The 16,116-nt window shown below is 64.5% G+C and carries 13 protein-coding genes; 3 read left to right on the top strand and 10 right to left on the bottom strand.

Translation table 11 applies throughout. The features are described 5' to 3' along the window. The first annotated feature begins 38 nt into the window (after nt 1-38). Both KVY23_RS11730 and KVY23_RS11725 read left to right on the top strand, forming a co-directional pair. Nucleotides 39-1,847, top strand: coding sequence for an HNH endonuclease signature motif containing protein (locus tag KVY23_RS11730; RefSeq protein WP_230556519.1), 1,809 nt, complete (start codon nt 39-41; stop codon nt 1,845-1,847). 124 nt (nt 1,848-1,971) lie between these two features. Continuing rightward, nucleotides 1,972-2,439 (top strand): VOC family protein, encoded by a 468-nt coding sequence (locus tag KVY23_RS11725; RefSeq protein WP_308070762.1) that lies wholly within the window; start codon nt 1,972-1,974, stop codon nt 2,437-2,439. A 2-nt stretch (nt 2,440-2,441) separates the two neighbouring features. On the opposite strand, the gene KVY23_RS11720 is transcribed toward KVY23_RS11725, so the two are convergent. From KVY23_RS11720 to KVY23_RS11680, 9 genes are all read right to left on the bottom strand, one after another. After that, nucleotides 2,442-3,134 carry a haloacid dehalogenase type II gene (locus KVY23_RS11720; RefSeq protein ID WP_206511292.1) on the bottom strand — a complete coding sequence of 231 codons (693 nt, stop codon included), beginning with the start codon at nt 3,132-3,134 and terminating at the stop codon, nt 2,442-2,444. Then, complete coding sequence (locus KVY23_RS11715; protein ID WP_230556518.1) at nt 3,131-3,571, bottom strand: DUF1707 domain-containing protein; 441 nt, start codon at nt 3,569-3,571, stop codon at nt 3,131-3,133. Before KVY23_RS11715 ends, KVY23_RS11720 begins: the two co-directional genes overlap by 4 nt. 49 nt (nt 3,572-3,620) lie before the next feature. Next, nucleotides 3,621-5,429 carry an acetyl/propionyl/methylcrotonyl-CoA carboxylase subunit alpha gene (locus KVY23_RS11710; RefSeq protein WP_230556517.1) on the bottom strand — a complete coding sequence of 603 codons (1,809 nt, stop codon included), beginning with the start codon at nt 5,427-5,429 and terminating at the stop codon, nt 3,621-3,623. A gap of 142 nt (nt 5,430-5,571) precedes the next feature. Further along, nucleotides 5,572-7,059 (bottom strand): condensation domain-containing protein, encoded by a 1,488-nt coding sequence (locus tag KVY23_RS11705; protein ID WP_230556516.1) that lies wholly within the window; start codon nt 7,057-7,059, stop codon nt 5,572-5,574. 146 nt (nt 7,060-7,205) lie between these two features. After that, nucleotides 7,206-7,619 carry a SufE family protein gene (locus tag KVY23_RS11700; RefSeq protein WP_206511290.1) on the bottom strand — a complete coding sequence of 138 codons (414 nt, stop codon included), beginning with the start codon at nt 7,617-7,619 and terminating at the stop codon, nt 7,206-7,208. A gap of 2 nt (nt 7,620-7,621) precedes the next feature. Then, a complete protein-coding gene (locus tag KVY23_RS11695) occupies nt 7,622-8,518 on the bottom strand; it encodes a sulfurtransferase (protein WP_230556515.1) in 897 nt (298 codons plus the stop codon). Nucleotides 8,519-8,566: 48 nt separating this feature from the next. Then, nucleotides 8,567-9,970 (bottom strand): condensation domain-containing protein, encoded by a 1,404-nt coding sequence (locus KVY23_RS11690; protein ID WP_230556514.1) that lies wholly within the window; start codon nt 9,968-9,970, stop codon nt 8,567-8,569. Nucleotides 9,971-9,973: 3 nt separating this feature from the next. Next, entirely contained in the window at nt 9,974-11,404 is a 1,431-nt protein-coding gene (locus tag KVY23_RS11685; RefSeq protein ID WP_230556513.1) for a condensation domain-containing protein, read from the bottom strand. 17 nt (nt 11,405-11,421) lie between these two features. Further along, the gene (locus tag KVY23_RS11680) at nt 11,422-12,882 is read right to left on the bottom strand and encodes a condensation domain-containing protein (protein WP_230556512.1); all 1,461 of its coding nucleotides are present in this window, start codon (nt 12,880-12,882) and stop codon (nt 11,422-11,424) included. Nucleotides 12,883-13,527: 645 nt separating this feature from the next. On the opposite strand from KVY23_RS11680, the gene KVY23_RS11675 reads away from it, so the two are divergent. Beyond that, nucleotides 13,528-14,814 carry a hypothetical protein gene (locus KVY23_RS11675; protein ID WP_230556511.1) on the top strand — a complete coding sequence of 429 codons (1,287 nt, stop codon included), beginning with the start codon at nt 13,528-13,530 and terminating at the stop codon, nt 14,812-14,814. On the opposite strand, the gene KVY23_RS11670 is transcribed toward KVY23_RS11675, so the two are convergent. Next, the gene (locus tag KVY23_RS11670; RefSeq protein WP_230556510.1) at nt 14,795-16,084 is read right to left on the bottom strand and encodes a glycosyltransferase; all 1,290 of its coding nucleotides are present in this window, start codon (nt 16,082-16,084) and stop codon (nt 14,795-14,797) included. The two genes, KVY23_RS11675 and KVY23_RS11670, sit on opposite strands and share 20 nt — an antisense overlap. Between the last annotated feature and the right edge of the window lie 32 nt (nt 16,085-16,116).

Raw genomic sequence — 16,116 nt, 5'->3', positions numbered from 1 at the left:
CGGGAAACGTGTCGGACCCATCGCTTACACTCGCAAGTATGTTCGAATCGGGGGATTTCGAGGGTGTCGCCATGGACACCGACGTGTGTGTCGCGGGGATACTCGGCGTGCTCGCGCGCGACGCTTACAGAGAGAACATCGAGCGTGCCCGCATCGTCGAATCGGTCTGCGAGGTAATCGAGTTCCGGCTCGCGGACGCGGAGAGGCGTTACGGGGACCCGTCCGATGCGCACCGCGAGGCACTGTGCGAGATCGCGACGGCACTGAACATCTCACTCGATGTCGCCCGCAAGCTCGTCGGGGTCGCCGAGCGCCTCAACTGGATGCCGCTGACCGCTATTCGGTTCGTGTGCGGGACCCTCGACTACACCAAGGTCTTGGTGCTGACCTCGATGCTCAGCAAAGCCAGCGAGGACACGATCAGAGCCATCGAACACCAATGCGTTGCGGCGGCGGAACGGCTGAACCCGCGATCGCTACGTAAACGGATCTGGCATCTGTGGATGCGGTTCGACGAGGACGAGGCAACCCGAGCACAGCACGAGTCGACCAAACTGGACGCGAGGGTTACCGTCGATCCGAAAGACCACGGTATGGCGCAGCTCACCGCGCACATGACGGACCTGCAGGGCGCCGAGGCCGAGCAGTTGATCTCCGAGATCGCCGACACGGTCTGCAAGAACGACCCACGCTCGCGCCCGCAACTGCGGGTCGATGGACTGCTCGCGTTACTGCACGGTGAGCATGCCCTCGAATGCACCTGCAGTACCGGTGCCGACTGCCCTGCCGCGGGACTCGCCGACGGGCAACCGCCCAGACGCGGGCATCTGCTGCAGATCATGATCGGGGTGGAGACCTTGCTGGGGTTGACGGCGGAACCGGCGTCGTTGCCGGATGGGATAGCGTTGAACCCGGAGGTGGTGCGCACCTTGGCCGGTGATGCTCGGTGGCAGGCGATTCTCACCGAGCTGGTCACTGTCCTCGAAGCATCACGCAGCCCTGAAACACCCGACAACCCCGGGAACACGGCCGAACCAGAGCCGGCACCGGATGAGCCGGGGACTCCTACTACCCCCGGCGGAGTGCCGCTGGCGTTGATGCGGGTGCTCGGGCGCGGACGGTCCGGTCCCGCGGCCGTGCTACCGGATTTCTCGTGTGTGGCGCCGATCGGTACGCCACCCGCGATGCTGCCCGACGAGACTGCGCTGAGTCGGTACGCTGCGGTGTTGTCGGCGATGGTGGAGCAGAACCCTTCGCATCCTGGGGTGTTTCCGGATGGTCACGGGGGTCTGCTGGTGCCGCCGGCTGCGGGGTTGGTGTATCGACCGAACACTGTGACCTCGGCGTTGGTGCGGATGGCGTACCGGTGCTGCGCGTTTCCCGGGTGTGAGGTACCTGCCGAGCGGTGCGAGCTCGACCACATCGTCCCGTTCGATCACGGCAGTCCCGAGGCAGGTGGCTGGACGATCGCCTCGAACCTGCAGCCGCTGTGCACCTGCCATCATCAAGCGAAGACCGCGCGGATGTGGACGGCGGTGATGCATGCCCATGGTGCGATCGTGTGGACCTCGCGCGCCGGGATCGTGCGGATCACTCTGCCGGAGTTCGCGTTACCCACCACCGTGCATCCCGTGCGGCGGAGCAAACGGGTGCCCGCGATCGATCACACCGAAGAAACGTGGTGGGAGAAGAACATCCCCGAAGGCCAGAACCCACCAACCATCACCGAGCAACGCGCTGCAACCGCCAACGAAGCCCGAAGCCGCATCCGAAAAATCCGCCGCAGATTCCGAGAACACACAGCAATACTCAGAATCCGCGAACAACACCAACCCCCACCGTTCTAGGGGGCGGAGGTACGTCGTTCGCCTTCGGTCCCGTTCCGAAGTGAATCAATGGGCCAGCGGCTCGCTCGTCGATGTCCGAGAACGTTGGGGCGGGTATTGACACGCCTCGCAAGCTGCGGGCACGATGTTCCCCATCGTCGCGTGTCGATGGCGGACTGCGTCAGGCATGGAGGCGTCGTACTGCCCGGAGGCAGCGTTGTCCATCTCGTTCGACCACACCATTGTCGTCTCGAAAGATCGAACCGAATCGGCGTCGTTCTTTCGCCGAATCTTCGACCTACCAGAAGCCCCGTCGTGGGGGTTCTTCCTCAACGTCCAACTCACCGACGGCACGCTTGTTCAGTTCGCCGAACCGCCATTCGACGATATCCAGTTCCAGCACTACGCGTTCCGCGTCGACGAAAAATTGTTCGACTCCGCATATGCGCGGCTCGTCGAGGATGGAATCGAGCACTGGGCTGATCCACGAATGACTCAGCCGGGCGTCGTCAATCACGGGCACGGAGGCCGGGGAGTGTACTTCCGTGATCCGACCGGGCACTTCCTCGAAATGCTGACCCATTCGTACCTCGTAGACGGTAGGCCTGCCTGAGGTCAGCAGTTCAGTCGATCCGCCAACTCCGATATCGAACCGGTGCTGTACGTCCAGTCGGAGGTAGGGCCGAGGTTGCTGCTCTGATGCGCACCGTGTTCGGTGGGGCGGCACACGAACGCGGTGTCGAAGCCGCAGTCGCGGGCTGCGGCGAGGTCGTCGTTGTGTGCGGCGACCAGCATGCACTGGTGGGGTTGCAGGCCGAGAATGTCAGCGGTGCGGAGATATGACTCGGGTGTCGGCTTGTATGCACGCACCGGTTCTGCGCCGAGGATGGCATCCCAGGGCAGCCCCGCGTTCTTCGCCATGTCGAGAAGCAAAGACACGTTGCCGTTGGACAGAGGCGCGACGATGAATCGGGACTTCAATCGAGTGAGTCCGTCGATCGAATCGGGCCACGGTGTCAGCCGGTGCCACACACGGTTGAGTTCGACGATCGTGCTCTCTGGCAGGTCTACACCGAATTCCGAAAGAACGACGCGCAAACTTTCGAGGTGCAGCACGTCGAGCCGGGTGAATTCGCGTGCGCCGCAACGGACCTGTTCCATCGACGGCTGATACAGGCTGCGCCACCGGTCTGCGAAAGCGAAGGAGTCGACCGAACCGGGCAACACGGCTGCGCACTGCTCCGCGACGCTGGTGCGCCAATCGACCACCGTGCCGAACACGTCGAACAGGAGGGCTTCGGTTTTCACTCGCGACCTTTCCGTTTGTCTTTCGATCGCTCACCGCCATAGACAACGGCGCCGACGAGAGGGACGAGCAAGAAGAAGAGCCAACTGTTCGAGACCGGCACCACGAAGAACAGAATGAGCGCGACGACTGGGGAAATGGACATGACGGTCTTGCGCCAATCCCAACCGCTATCCGCCGCGTCCTGGCCCGCCCGTCCGGCCGGCGCGTTCGACTTCGAGATGTCCAGCGGCCGCGACCCGGTCGGGGCAAGCGAGGGCGATGGCAGGTCGGTGAAGACGGAATCGAGCTGACCGCGTGTGAGCGCCCCTGCGATGACGGCACTGCGTTCATCGAACTCCGGCAGCGTGATTCGCCCCGCACTCAGGTGCTCGCTGAGATTGGACAATGCCTGCTCGCGTTCGGCCGTACCGATGCGAACGTCCGGGTTCTCTGTCATGAAAACAGACTAACCCGGACGTCGCTCGATCTCGTGAACCTGTGCGCAGCTACTTCAGTTCGGCGAGGACCGTGCCCTGCGTAATGGCCGATCCTGGGGAGACGGTCAGGCCGGTGACGATGCCCGCTTTGTGAGCGTTGACCGGGTTCTCCATCTTCATCGCTTCGAGGACGGCGATGAGATCGCCCTCGGCGACTTCCTGGCCTTCTTCGACGGCGACCTTGACCACGGTGCCCTGCATGGGTGCGGTGACGGCGTCACCGGACGCAGCTCCCGCCCCGGCGCCGCCGCGCTTGCGTGGCTTGGGCTTACGGCGGATCGCGCCGCCGGCATTTCCACCACCAGCTGCACCCCCACCGTTACCGAGGGAGAACTGTCCCGGAAGCGACACCTCGACGCGCCTGCCGCCGACCTCGACGACCACGGACTGACGTGGAAGGGCCTCGTCCTCTTCGAGGGGCTCGCCCGCAGTGAACGGGGAAACCTGGTTGTCCCACTCGGTCTCGATCCAACGAGTGTGGACATCGAAGGATTCGCCGTCGCCGACGAACGCGGGATCGGAGACCACGGCTGCGTGGAACGGGATGACCGTGGCTAGGCCTTCGACCTTGAACTCGGCCAGTGCGCGACGCGAACGGGCCAGAGCTTCCTCGCGGGTGGCGCCGGTGACGATCAGCTTGGCGAGCATGGAGTCGAACTGGCCACCGATCACGCTGCCGGATTCGACACCGGAGTCGACGCGCACACCCGGACCCGAGGGGGCGACGAACGTGGTGACCGGACCGGGTGCGGGCAGGAAGCCGCGGCCGGCGTCTTCGCCGTTGATGCGGAACTCGAAGGAGTGTCCGCGGGGTTCGGGGTCCTCGGTGATGGAGAGCTCTTCGCCGTTGGCGATGCGGAACTGCTGGAGCACGAGGTCGATGCCGGAGGTCTCTTCTGTGACAGGGTGCTCGACCTGCAGGCGGGTGTTGACCTCCAGGAAGGACACGAGGCCGTCCTGGCCGACGAGGTATTCCACGGTGCCAGCGCCGTAGTAACCGGCTTCCTTGCAGATGGCCTTGGCGGAGGAGTGGATCTCGGCGCGCTGCTCGGCGGTGAGGAACGGTGCCGGGGCTTCTTCGACGAGCTTCTGGAAGCGGCGCTGTAAGGAGCAGTCGCGGGTGCCGGCGACGACGACGTTGCCGTGCTGGTCAGCGATGACCTGTGCTTCGACGTGGCGGGGCTTGTCGAGGTAGCGCTCGACGAAGCATTCCCCGCGGCCGAATGCGGAGACGGCTTCGCGGGTGGCGGAGTCGAACAACTCGGGGATTTCTTCGCGGGTGCGGGCGACCTTCATGCCGCGTCCGCCGCCGCCGAAGGCTGCCTTGATGGCGATGGGGAGGCCGTGCTCGTCGGCGAAGGCGAGGATTTCGTCGGCATCCTTGACGGGCTCGGCGGTGCCGGGTACCGACGGGGCCTTCGCGCGGGCAGCGATGTGGCGGGCGGTGACCTTGTCGCCGAGGTCGCGAATGGACTGCGGGGACGGCCCGATCCAGATCAGTCCGGCGTCGATGACGGCCTGGGCGAACTCGGCGTTCTCGGAGAGGAAGCCGTAGCCCGGGTGGATGGCGTCGGCGCCGGACTTCTTCGCGGCGTCGAGAACCTTGTCGATGACCAGGTAGGACTCGGCCGACGTCTGACCGCCGAGGGCGAAAGCTTCGTCGGCGAGGCGAACGAAAGGTGCATCGGCGTCCGGTTCTGCGTAAACCGCGACACTGGTGAGGCCGGCGTCCGCTGCCGCTCGAATCACCCGAACTGCAATCTCGCCGCGGTTCGCGACGAGAACCTTGGTGATACGCGCACTGGCATGGCTGGGCACTGAGCCTCCTGAGGTGTCGAGTGTTCTGTGCTGGCCGTGTGTGCCGCACGTTACTTCATCTCTCCGGAGTTTAAGCACAGCCCGGATCGGCATCCCAACTGGATGCTGATTTCGACGAACTCCCCGAAAATGCGAGCCTCACCTACTGATCGGTAGGGATCGGTCCGATTGGCGCCGTGCCAATAGGGTGGCCGCGAAGGCCGTGCTCGGGCAGGGTGGCGCTACCTGTGTCGACCACCTCGTCGAGAATTCGACGCAGAGCGCCGACGTACTGATGCACGTTGGCGGTCGCGGTTTCGGTGTTCGGATATCTCGCGGCGATGTTGAGTCCCCGCGGAGTTCTGTTGATCCAGAGGTACACGTCGTGGTCGTAGTGCTTGCTGCGGAGTGCGCGCGCGTTCCACTCGTGCCAGTGATCGGCCATCGGCGCGAACCGCACGTCCATGAAGGAGACGACGAAGCGCGGCGTCGCGCTGGTACCGAGGGCCTTGAACACCCGGTCGAGGGGTACTCGCGCGAGAGGTTTGGTCCTGTTGACCTGATCCGAAGCCTTCGCGACGATCGACGCGAAAGAGTCTGCATCGGCGAGGTCGAACGCGAGCGGACACAGGCCGACGAACCACCCGAGAGAAGAGACCCACTGTGGTTGGTCGCGCGTGTGGACGGGACTGATCGTTCTGAACTCCGTGGTGCCGGACAGTTCCGCGCCGGCAACCGCCAGTGCCGCGAGGAGCCCCGCGAAGAGGCTGTTGCCCGTCTTCCGGCATGCAACAGACAGAGCGTCGGCGCGCTCGGCGTCGAGAATCCACGCCGACAACCCGCCCTGGGGAGTGGTGGGTGAATTGGGCTGGCCGATATCGAGGGGGAACGCTGGGAATTCGCCGTCTCCGTCGTCGAGGAATTCCTTCCACGCCACCACTGCATCGTGCGTGTGCTCGAGTTCGGCGTGGATTCGCCGCTCCGAGACGCCGAAGTCGAGGTAGCTGCCCGCCTCGAACAGGTCCGCAGGTCGCCCGTCTTTGGCCTCGGCGTACAGAACGGAAATCTCGTGAGCGACGAGCGCGGTGGAGAAGCCGTCGATGATGGAGTGGTCGGCGGCGAAGAAGACGGTGATCCTGTTGTGCTCTCCCGACGGCCGGGTCGGTTCGAGAGGCTCGAGCGTCACGAAGGCGTACGCGGGCCAGGCCAGTGGTGAAGTGTATTCGTCGAACAGATATTGCAGATGGTCGAACACTTCGTCGGACTGCGCGCACGGTTCCTGTTCGACCTGCCAGATGTCGATGGCGCCTTTGGCGGCCGTGACGCGCGAAAGCTGACCGGATGGCTCGTCGATCGAGGCGTGCGAACGCATCGACTCGTGTCGGTCGATCCATGCCAGCACCGCCCGTCTGAACGCGGGCTTGTCGAGCGGACCGTCGATCTCGAAAGCGGCCCCAAGCCAGCTTTCACTGCCTCGGCGGGGGCTGGCGTGGCTGTGTCGAAGGTGCGCCTCGTGGACGTAGGACGTCGGGCGGTCATCGGGCTGCCACCCGGCCAGGGCGGGGGTGGCGGCGTGTGGGCCGACGCTGGGAATCCACTCGGTGATGGTGCCCGCTGGGATGGCGTAGTCCGCCAGCTCGGTGAACTCCATGCGGCACTACCATTTCTCGATCGATGACGGAAGATCGGACGAAACGGCGTGAGGGCTCGCTCGTCCGGTCGCGAGTCTACCGAGTGCAGGTGAATCGATCAAGACGACCCACGTGGGCGTCCACGGGGTCGTCTCGATCGACGTGACTACCTCAGGTGCCGCTTGATGCGCGTGAGCATCGCCGACATTCCGCGCAGTCTCAGCGGGCTGACCGCATCGCCGAGGCCGAGCGCGAGATAGAAGTCGTCGGGCACGTCCAGAATCGCGCGGGCGCTGTGCCCGTGCAGTCCCTGGTGCAGAATCGATGCGAACCCACGGGTGGTCGGCGCCTCCGGGGGAGCGCTGAAGTAGAGCTGCACATGGTCGGTGTCGGCGGAATCGACGGACAGAAACAGCGGGGACTGGCATTCCGGGACCGGTTCCATCGCCGCCTGTTCCAGGTGGGCAGGCAACTCGGGCAGCTCGCGACTGAACTCGAGAAGAAGCTGCAGCTTGTTCTGCCCGTCGACGGCCGCGAAGTCTTCGACTATCTCGGCCAAGGACTCAGGCATCTCCGCCATCTCTACTGCTTGGAAGGTGCGTCGCCGGGCTCGTCGCCGCGAGCGATGGGCACACGCACGGCATTACCCCACTCCGTCCACGATCCGTCGTAGTTGCGCACCGAGCTGTGGCCGAGGAGATGCGTGAGAACGAACCACGTGTGGCTCGATCGCTCGCCGATCCGGCAGTAGGCAATGACTTTTTCCTGGGCGACGATCTCGCCGTAGATCTCGTCCAGTTCGGCGCGCGTGCGGAAACGTCCGTCGGCTGCCGCAGCCTTGGCCCAGGGGATACTCACCGCGGTCGGGATGTGACCGCCCCGCAGCGCGCCTTCCTCGGGGTAATCGGGCATGTGGGTACGTTCGCCGGTGTACTCGGCAGGCGAGCGCACATCGATCAGTGGGATGGTGCCGAGGCTGCTCAGGACATCCGACGCGTATGCCCGAATCGGTGCATCGTCACGCTCGACGACGGGGTATTCGGTAACAGGGGAGTCCGGTACGTCGAGCGTCGTCTCCCGGTTCTCGGCCAACCACGCGTCGCGGCCACCGTCGAGCAGGCGTACATCCTCGTGGCCGAAGAGCGTGAAGACCCACAGTGCGTATGCGGCCCACCAGTTGCTCTTGTCGCCGTAGATGACGACGGTGTCATCGCGCGAGATGCCCTTACGGCTCATGAGTGCTGCGAACTGCTCACCGTCGATGTAGTCGCGCTCGACGGGATCGTTGAGGTCGAGATGCCAATCGACCTTGACGGCGCCGGGGATGTGGCCGACGTCGTACAGCAGCACGTCCTCGTCGGATTCGACCACCTTGAGGCCGGGAGTTCCGATATGGGCGGAGAGCCACTGTGTGGACACCAGGCGGTCCGGGTGCTCATAGTCGGCGAACGTGGGGGTGGGGTCTGCTGCGATGGGCACTTCTTCTTCGCTCCTACGGGGGATCGATTCGAGCTGACACTGTCGATCCTAGGCTGTCGTTCCGGTGAGCGAGAGTTCCCGCGATTGCTCGGACTCGACAGACACCGCCAGTATCGCCTCTGTCAGGGCCGCGGCGAACTGTTGCACAACGCGGTGTGCCCGCGGCGTATCGGGAAAGCGGGCCCGCAACGACAGTCCTTCGTCGGTGCGCGAGATCCAGAACTGAGCGTCGTCGGCGGTGGTGACATTGCTGATGTGGTGTGCGCGCCGCGCGCTCGCACCGGCGCCCGGCAGCGAACGGTAGTCGACGTACGAGATCATGAACACGTCCTCGCGAGTCCGCACGAACTCCTCGCCCAGCGCACCGAGAATCCGCGAGATAGGAACGGTGGCAAGCGGCAGCGCCGCGCGGAACTCGGATCGGGCGGATTCCAGCGTATCGGCGAAGCTGTTGCCGACGGTCACCGTCATCGGCGCATTGGTGGTGAACCACCCGACCGCGTGCGCGAATCGCTTCTCGTGCCGGGTGTGTAGCGGAAACAGCAGGGGAAGCCGGCGGGGCCCGCCGATCTTCACGCACGCCTGCGCCATTGCGGCCGCGACCGCAGCGAACATACCGGCGCCGAGCGTGCGGCAATGCTGCTCGAAGGATTGCGTCGCCACCGCCGAAGCGAGCGCATGCACGGTCGTCTCTTGCGGCGCCTTCTCGCCCGGCGCGACGCCGAGATCGAACGGAAACGACGGTGCCCCGCCACCACAGTCGGAGACGAAACGAGACCAGGCAGCAATACGTCGGTCGGACAGTGGGACGGCCGGCGTATCGGCTTCCATCGCGCAGTACTCGACGAAGCTCCCGGCCGGGTCGAGTTCGGCCGTACCGCCTGAGGAGTAGGCCTGATAGAGGGCAGACAACTCCTCGACCGCTACGGTGATCGACACCGCGTCCACATGCGCGTGATCGAATCCGCACACGATCGTCGAACTCTCGCAGCGATCCACTGCCGCAAAACAATACGAGGGATGGCGCGATGGGTGACACGTCGCGTCTAGACGGGCGCGCAGATGCGAGGCAAGACCATCGCCGTCGTCGAACCCGCGCACGGCGGGGTGCCCCACCCGAACATCGGCTGCGTTGTGCACGCGCCTGTCGATGCCGGGGCCGTCCCCGGGGGACGTGCTCGCGGTGAACGTGGTTCGCAGGGCGGCATGACGTTCGATGAACTGCGAGATCGCCCAGGTCGCGGCATCGACGTCGAGACGCCCGGGCACCTCGAACGCCGCCGCGATCCACACGGTCGGGGAGGGCGGGCCAGCACCGAGGGCGGGCGAGAGGTGAAATGTCTGGTTGAACGACGGCGGAATCGCTGATTCCTCACCCGCGCCCAGCGCTACCGGCCACTCGAGATACGTGCCGGGTTCGATACGAAACTGCGCGATCGAGGTGACATGCATCCCTCAGCTGCCCACCTTGTCGACCGTACGCACCGCATACTCGCCCTCTCGGGCAACCGTGCTGAGAACGTACTGCAGATGATCGTGGTAGCGCTCGACCGATTCCGTTGCCGTGGGGTTGTCGGGAATTTGAGCACACAGATACAGGTTCTCGTGATCGCGGTTGACCCACATAGATGCGTTGGAGGTGCTGCCCTCGCCCGTGAAGTGTCGAGCGCGGGCGTCAGCGGGACGACCGACGCCGGGAAACCAGCGGAAGTCGATGTACGAGAGCATGTTCGGGCTGACCGCAAGCTCGTCGCCCAAGGTTCCATCCGCGGCCAGGGCGCCGAGGACTGCGTGAACGGGTGCCTTTCCGATCTGTTTGGCCCTGTCGAACCCATCGTGTGCTCGCGCCGCGACCCCGGAGAACGTCCGGGCGTCCGCGACGTCGAACGCGACGGGAGCGAAGTTGACGAACCATCCCTGGGACTGGCCGTAGTCACCGAGGTGCCTGGTGCTCAGCATCGTGATGCCGAAGTAGCTTTCGCGCGCGGCGAGTTCGTGGTCGGTCACGGCCACTGCGGCGAAGATTCCGCTGCTGATACGAGCACCCGCGGCCTTGCATGCGCGCTCGAAAGCAGCAGTTTCCTCGGCGTCCAGCAGATGCCGTTCGGCGACTCGGACCTGTCCGCGTTCACCCGCGGCCAGTCCGAGGTCGAGAGGGAAACGGGGCATCTTCCCGTGGTTTTTTGCGAATGCGTCTCTCCACGCTGAGATTTCGGGTGAGTCCGCGTCGTACTGCGCTGCACGGTCGCGCTCCTGTGCCGCGTAGTCGAGATGGCTACCGGCTGGAGCCGGTACCGGTGCCTCGGCTCCGATTTCGAGCGCATACAGATCCGCGAGTTCGCTGATGACCAGCGCCTGTGAGCCGCCATCGGTGAATGCGTGATCGGCCCCGTAGTACAGCGTGAAGCCGTCCTCGCGCTCGATCGCACCAACTACGAAACCTGGCCACTCGAACGCCGTTGCCTCAGCGGAGAATCGCGAGCGAACATACTGCTGAAACTGCTCGTCCGAGTCGAAGGAACCGGCCTCGCGCGGTTCGAAGGCGGCCACCGCAGGTTCGGCCAACCGGCGGTGCACCACGGTGTGGTCCACCTCGAACCAACACCGCAGTCCCTCGTGCCTGAGTACGTAAGCCGCGATCGCGCGCGAGAGCGCATCGCGATCGAGCACACCGTCGATCTCCGTGGCGACTCCGGTGTATGCATGATGAGCATCACCGCGTTCTGCTGCCGCTGCAGCAGCCCGCAGGTGGTCCTCCTGCAAGAAGGACGGCGGTGCAGGGTGCACCGGCGCTGCCTGAGCGACACGGACGGCGTCCATCGTCGGATGCCATTCGAGCAGACGGCCGGGCCTCGGCTTCCAATTACCCATTGCGGTGATGATCATTTCGGCTACCCGTGCTCCTATTCTCTGCCGGCTCCGACGGCGTCGACCACGGAGTCCAGCGCCTCGGTCGGCTCGTCGATGACTTCGGTCATGACCGTGACGAACTCGGTGACGAAGCGATGAACGTTCGTGGTCGAGACATCCGAGCTCGGGAAACGAGCGGAGATGTTGAGTCCGTCCAGCGTCCGGTTGATCCAGAAGTACACCTCGTTCTCGGCGTGGCACTCACTGCGCAAAGCACGCCCCTTGCGGGTCTGCCACTCGTGCCCGTCGGGCAGGAATCGCAGATCGATGTACGACACGACGAAGCGAGGTATCTCCGTCGAACCCAACAGTGCCGCTACACGAGAATACGGGACCACCGCCAACGCCTTGTTCTCGTTCGACCCGGCCGCTGCGCAGTGGATCGCATCGGCGAACGTGCGGGCCTCGTCGAGCCGGATTTCGATCGGCGCAATTCCGACATACCAACCCACGCTGGCCGCCAACTCCGGCGTGTGGCGCGTGTGCATCGGCATGACGGTGCGAAAGGTGCCGTCGCCGGACAACCGCGCATTGACGAGTGCGAGTGCTGCCAGAATGCCCGACTGCATGTTCTGGCCGGACGCACGGCAGGCCGCGTTGAACTTCTCCACCTGGGCAGCGGTGAGCAACCACGAGGACACACTGCTCTGACGGAGTGCCGGGCTCGCCGGCACAGCCGATTCCGCATCACTCTGTTCTGGAATTGCGTTCAGGGGCAAGGGGAACGCCGGGAATCGGCCTTCCTCGTGTGCGAGGAAACTGCTCCAGGCCGAAACTGCCTTGTCCTGTGGCGTCAGTGCTTCACCCACTCGGCGCTCGTGGGCAGAGAAGTCCACATAGCTACCGACTGCAGGGAGGCCGGGGTCGGTGCCGTCCAACGCTTGGGCGTACAGCCGATCGATCTCGTTGATCGCGTAGATCTGGCTGTAGGCGTCCATGACGGAGTGGTCGGCGGCGAAGACGATCAGGAACTTCTCGGTCTGCGGCGCGCTCGCGGCCACCCGCGGTTCCGGCACGACTGTGGCCATCACCAAATGCGGCCACAGCGTAGGCGAGACAGCATCGGCGAACCATGCCTGCAGGTGACCGAAAACCTGCGATTCGGTTCTCGTTCCGTGTACTGGGCGGTCTTCGATTCGAACGGCGTCCGCCTGCACAGTGTGTCGGCGCCAGATGCCGGTCGAATCGTCACGCTCGACGCGGGTGCGGAACGCCTCGTGCCGCGCGATGTAGCTTGCCATCGTGCGCCGCATCACCTCGACGTCGAAGCGGCGGTGAATCTCGAAGACGGTGCCGATCCACGATCCGTCGTTGCCTCGACTGCAGTGATCCTCGTGGGTGAAGGACACCGGTCGGTCGTCCGCGTTCCATGCCGAGGCGTCGGTGACCACGGGCAACCATTCGGTCAGCGTGCCGGCAGGTAGGGGATAGTCAGCCAGTTCCGTGTATTCCATCGCTTATCCAATTCCGAGCTCGGCCAGCCGAGGCTGGCTTAGGTGAGGGGGGTGAGCTTTCGTGCGTCGAGTTTCGGGTGGAGCGGACCTCGTACGGCCGAATTCATAAGTGTTCGCGCATTCGTTCTCGGTGAATCGAATTGACACGAACCGACCGTATGTAACGCCCGTGTGTCCGCCCCGGCGGCAATGCAAGGGTCGAACGTCCTCAATTCAGAGTAGGTCGAATGCCAATGTAATTCGCTATGCAAAAAAGTGTTGTTGATCACCGACGACGGGGTTGACGGAGGCGGTGACCGATGGCGGAAGCGGCATCCTGTGGAGGATTCGCGATGACGGCCGCTCGAATAGCGCTGCACATCAGCAGATTCAGGCAGTCTGAGGTTCCGACTTGCGGGACGTATCGCTGTGTGTATCGGGTGCGATGTGTTGTCGAACCCTGTCGACCCCGGGCATGCGGAGCCTTTCGAATAAACCTACCGATCTGTATGAACATTGTTCATTTGTTACGGCGCAGTTTCGTAGAGGCGTTACCGAGAATTCATCTCGCTCGCCGTTTTGTCCATGTAGTACGTTCTGCTAATGGCACGAATTGGATTTGCGGATCATTTGTTCCTGCGAATGCACCACGGAATCGGTAATCCAGTGTTCAATCAGTTTGTGTGGCGGTTCGACAACGCACTGCCCGACGCGGAGCTGAAGAAGCTGCACACGAATCTCTCGCAGGGATTGTTGGCGCGGGCGGTCCTTGCACCGATGCTCCCGACGGCACGCCACCGATGGGTGCAATCGGAGGAGTCGATGCCGTTGGACCTTGCGTCCACCACAATTGCTCAGGACGCCGTACGTTGCTGGGCGGAGCAACGGGTTGTCGACGGGCTCGACCCCGAGCAAGGTACGGGCTGGCAACTCGCCGCTGCCCGCATCGACGGCGGGGGGATGGTGCTGTCGCTGGTGTGTTCGCACATGATCGCAGACGGTGCGGCCATGATCGCTGCAGTACGCCAGGCCAATCAGGCACAACCGAGCGTGCGTGCCGCCGACCTGGGCTCCCGGCCGTCCCTGATCAGGGGGCTCGTCGACGACTTCGACGATACGATCGGAGAGCTGAAACCGATCGTGGAGTGGGCCGCCAGGACGGTGGCCGACGGTATCGCGGGGATCGGTCGCGCGCCGTCGCCCGGCGCCGCTCCCAAGCCCGAGCAGCCGCACCGCAGTGTCGTGGCAGGCAACAGTGATCTGTGGAGTCCCCCATACGTGGTGATCGAATGCCCGGCCGACGAATGGAAGGCAACTGCCGCGGAATGGGGAGGAACGTCGACGTCTCTGTTCATCGGAGTGATGACCGCACTGGCCGAACGGCTCGGCCGTGCGCGCCCCGGGGACGAACTACGGTGGTCACTGCCGTACAGCGACCGCGATATCGGCGATCTCGATGCCAACTCGACGAAGATCGTCCCGGTTCGGGTGCCGGTGTCCGAGACCGCGGACCGGGACCTGACTCGAATCCGGAAGGCCGTCAAGACCGCTCTCACCGAGTTCACTGCTCGTTTGCAGACCGGCAACGCCGCTGCTGCCGTGCCGCTCCAACTCGTGCAGATGCTGCCCGATTCGCTCGTCGCGCGAATGCCGATGCCGTCCGACGGCGCCGAGGGCCTGTGCTCGAATCTCGGTCGAGTCCCCGACGACTTCGCCATGATCGGTGGTTTCGCGGCTGCAAGTATCTCGGCACGAGCGATTTTCGCCGGAGCCGACCCGGCGTTCGCGCGTTCACTCGGAGGTGGATCGACGGCCTGGGCGTGTGAAACTGCGGACACGGTAACGATCACGGTGCACGGCATGGATCCGGACCGCATCAGGACGGACGAACAGATGCGCGAGGCGGTCGCTGCCGTCCTTCGCCGGTGGGACCTCACATATCGCTTGTGGTGAACGCGCGTTCGACGATGTCGGCGGACGCGCGAACTGCGTCTGCCGGTGGCGTCATCGACGCGGCCAGTTCCTGTGCCCGAGAGGCAGTTCGATCAGCGAGTAGAGTCGCCAGGCGCTCGGTCAGACTGTCCGTGTTCAGGGCCGAGAACTTCATCGAGACTCCGGCGCCGGTTCGAACGAGCGCCGCACCCCAGAACGGTTGGTCCGCGCTGAACCAGCAGACCATCGTGGGCAGCCCGGCGCGTATGCTCGCCGCCGTCGTCCCGGCTCCGCCATGATGAACTGCCGCTCGGCACAGCGGAAACACCGCCGCGTGGTCCACCGGGCCGGTGATTGCGAGAACCGATCCGGGCACGATTCGTACCGAGAGTGCGCTCCATCCCGAACTCACCACCGCGCGGTATCCGTTTCTGCGACAGACATTCTCGATCGTGTCCACCAGTGACTGCGGGTCGCGAACAGGCATGCTTCCGAACCCGAAGTACAGTGGCGCGGTCCCGTCGTCGATCCACGTGCGCAGTGGCGAGCCCACGCCGATGTCGGTACCCGGAGTGGTTGCGGTGGAGACGAGTTCGAGAAAACCGACGAACGGACGCTCATTCGCCCATTCGCGCTCGAGACCGGGGAACAGTGCACCGTCGTACGCCTGGATCTCGACGCCGCCGTACGCGGAAATTCTTTTCGGAAGGGGGGCCGTGGCGGCGCGCAGACCCAGATCGTGTCTCTGCTGGTTCTCCCGCTTCTTCATCGACCGCCACCGAGTTGTTTCCAGCAAGCGCCACGTCGCGCGGTTCACGGCCGCCGGGAGCTGCCGACCCGGTATCACCGACATCGACCCGTTGAGCCGAATCGGGCAGTAGTGCAACGCAATGAACGGAACGCCCATCGCCTCGGCTGTGTTGAATGCCATTTCCTGGCCCAGAGTGCCGGTGATCACAGCGTCGGCGCCGACTGCCATCTTCGACAATTGCTGCGTCATCTCGTCCCACCCGAAGTTGGCCAACTCGGCCAGCGCAGCGAGGCGCGTTCGGGGGTTTCGTGCCTTGATGCGCGTGCGGACCAGCTCCGACTCGAGCAACGCCTTGGTGTCGGGGCCGAAGGGGACCACGGTGATGCCGTCGGTCGATGCCGTGGCCGCGGCGGCGAACGGCACCAGATTCGGTGGTGCGCCGAATTCGATGGAGTGGCCACGACCAGCGAGTTCGACAGCGAGGGCCAGCCCGGGTTGGACATCACCGCGGCTGCCGGTGAACGGCAGAACGATCTTCACTCGAGCACTCCTTTGCCGCGTCGCCGGTCTGC

Source organism: Rhodococcus sp. I2R (assembly GCF_020889545.1).
Taxonomy (GTDB): Bacteria; Actinomycetota; Actinomycetes; order Mycobacteriales; family Mycobacteriaceae; genus Rhodococcoides.
Note: the sequence above shows the minus strand (reverse complement) of the source record. Positions and strands in the feature narration are given on the sequence as shown.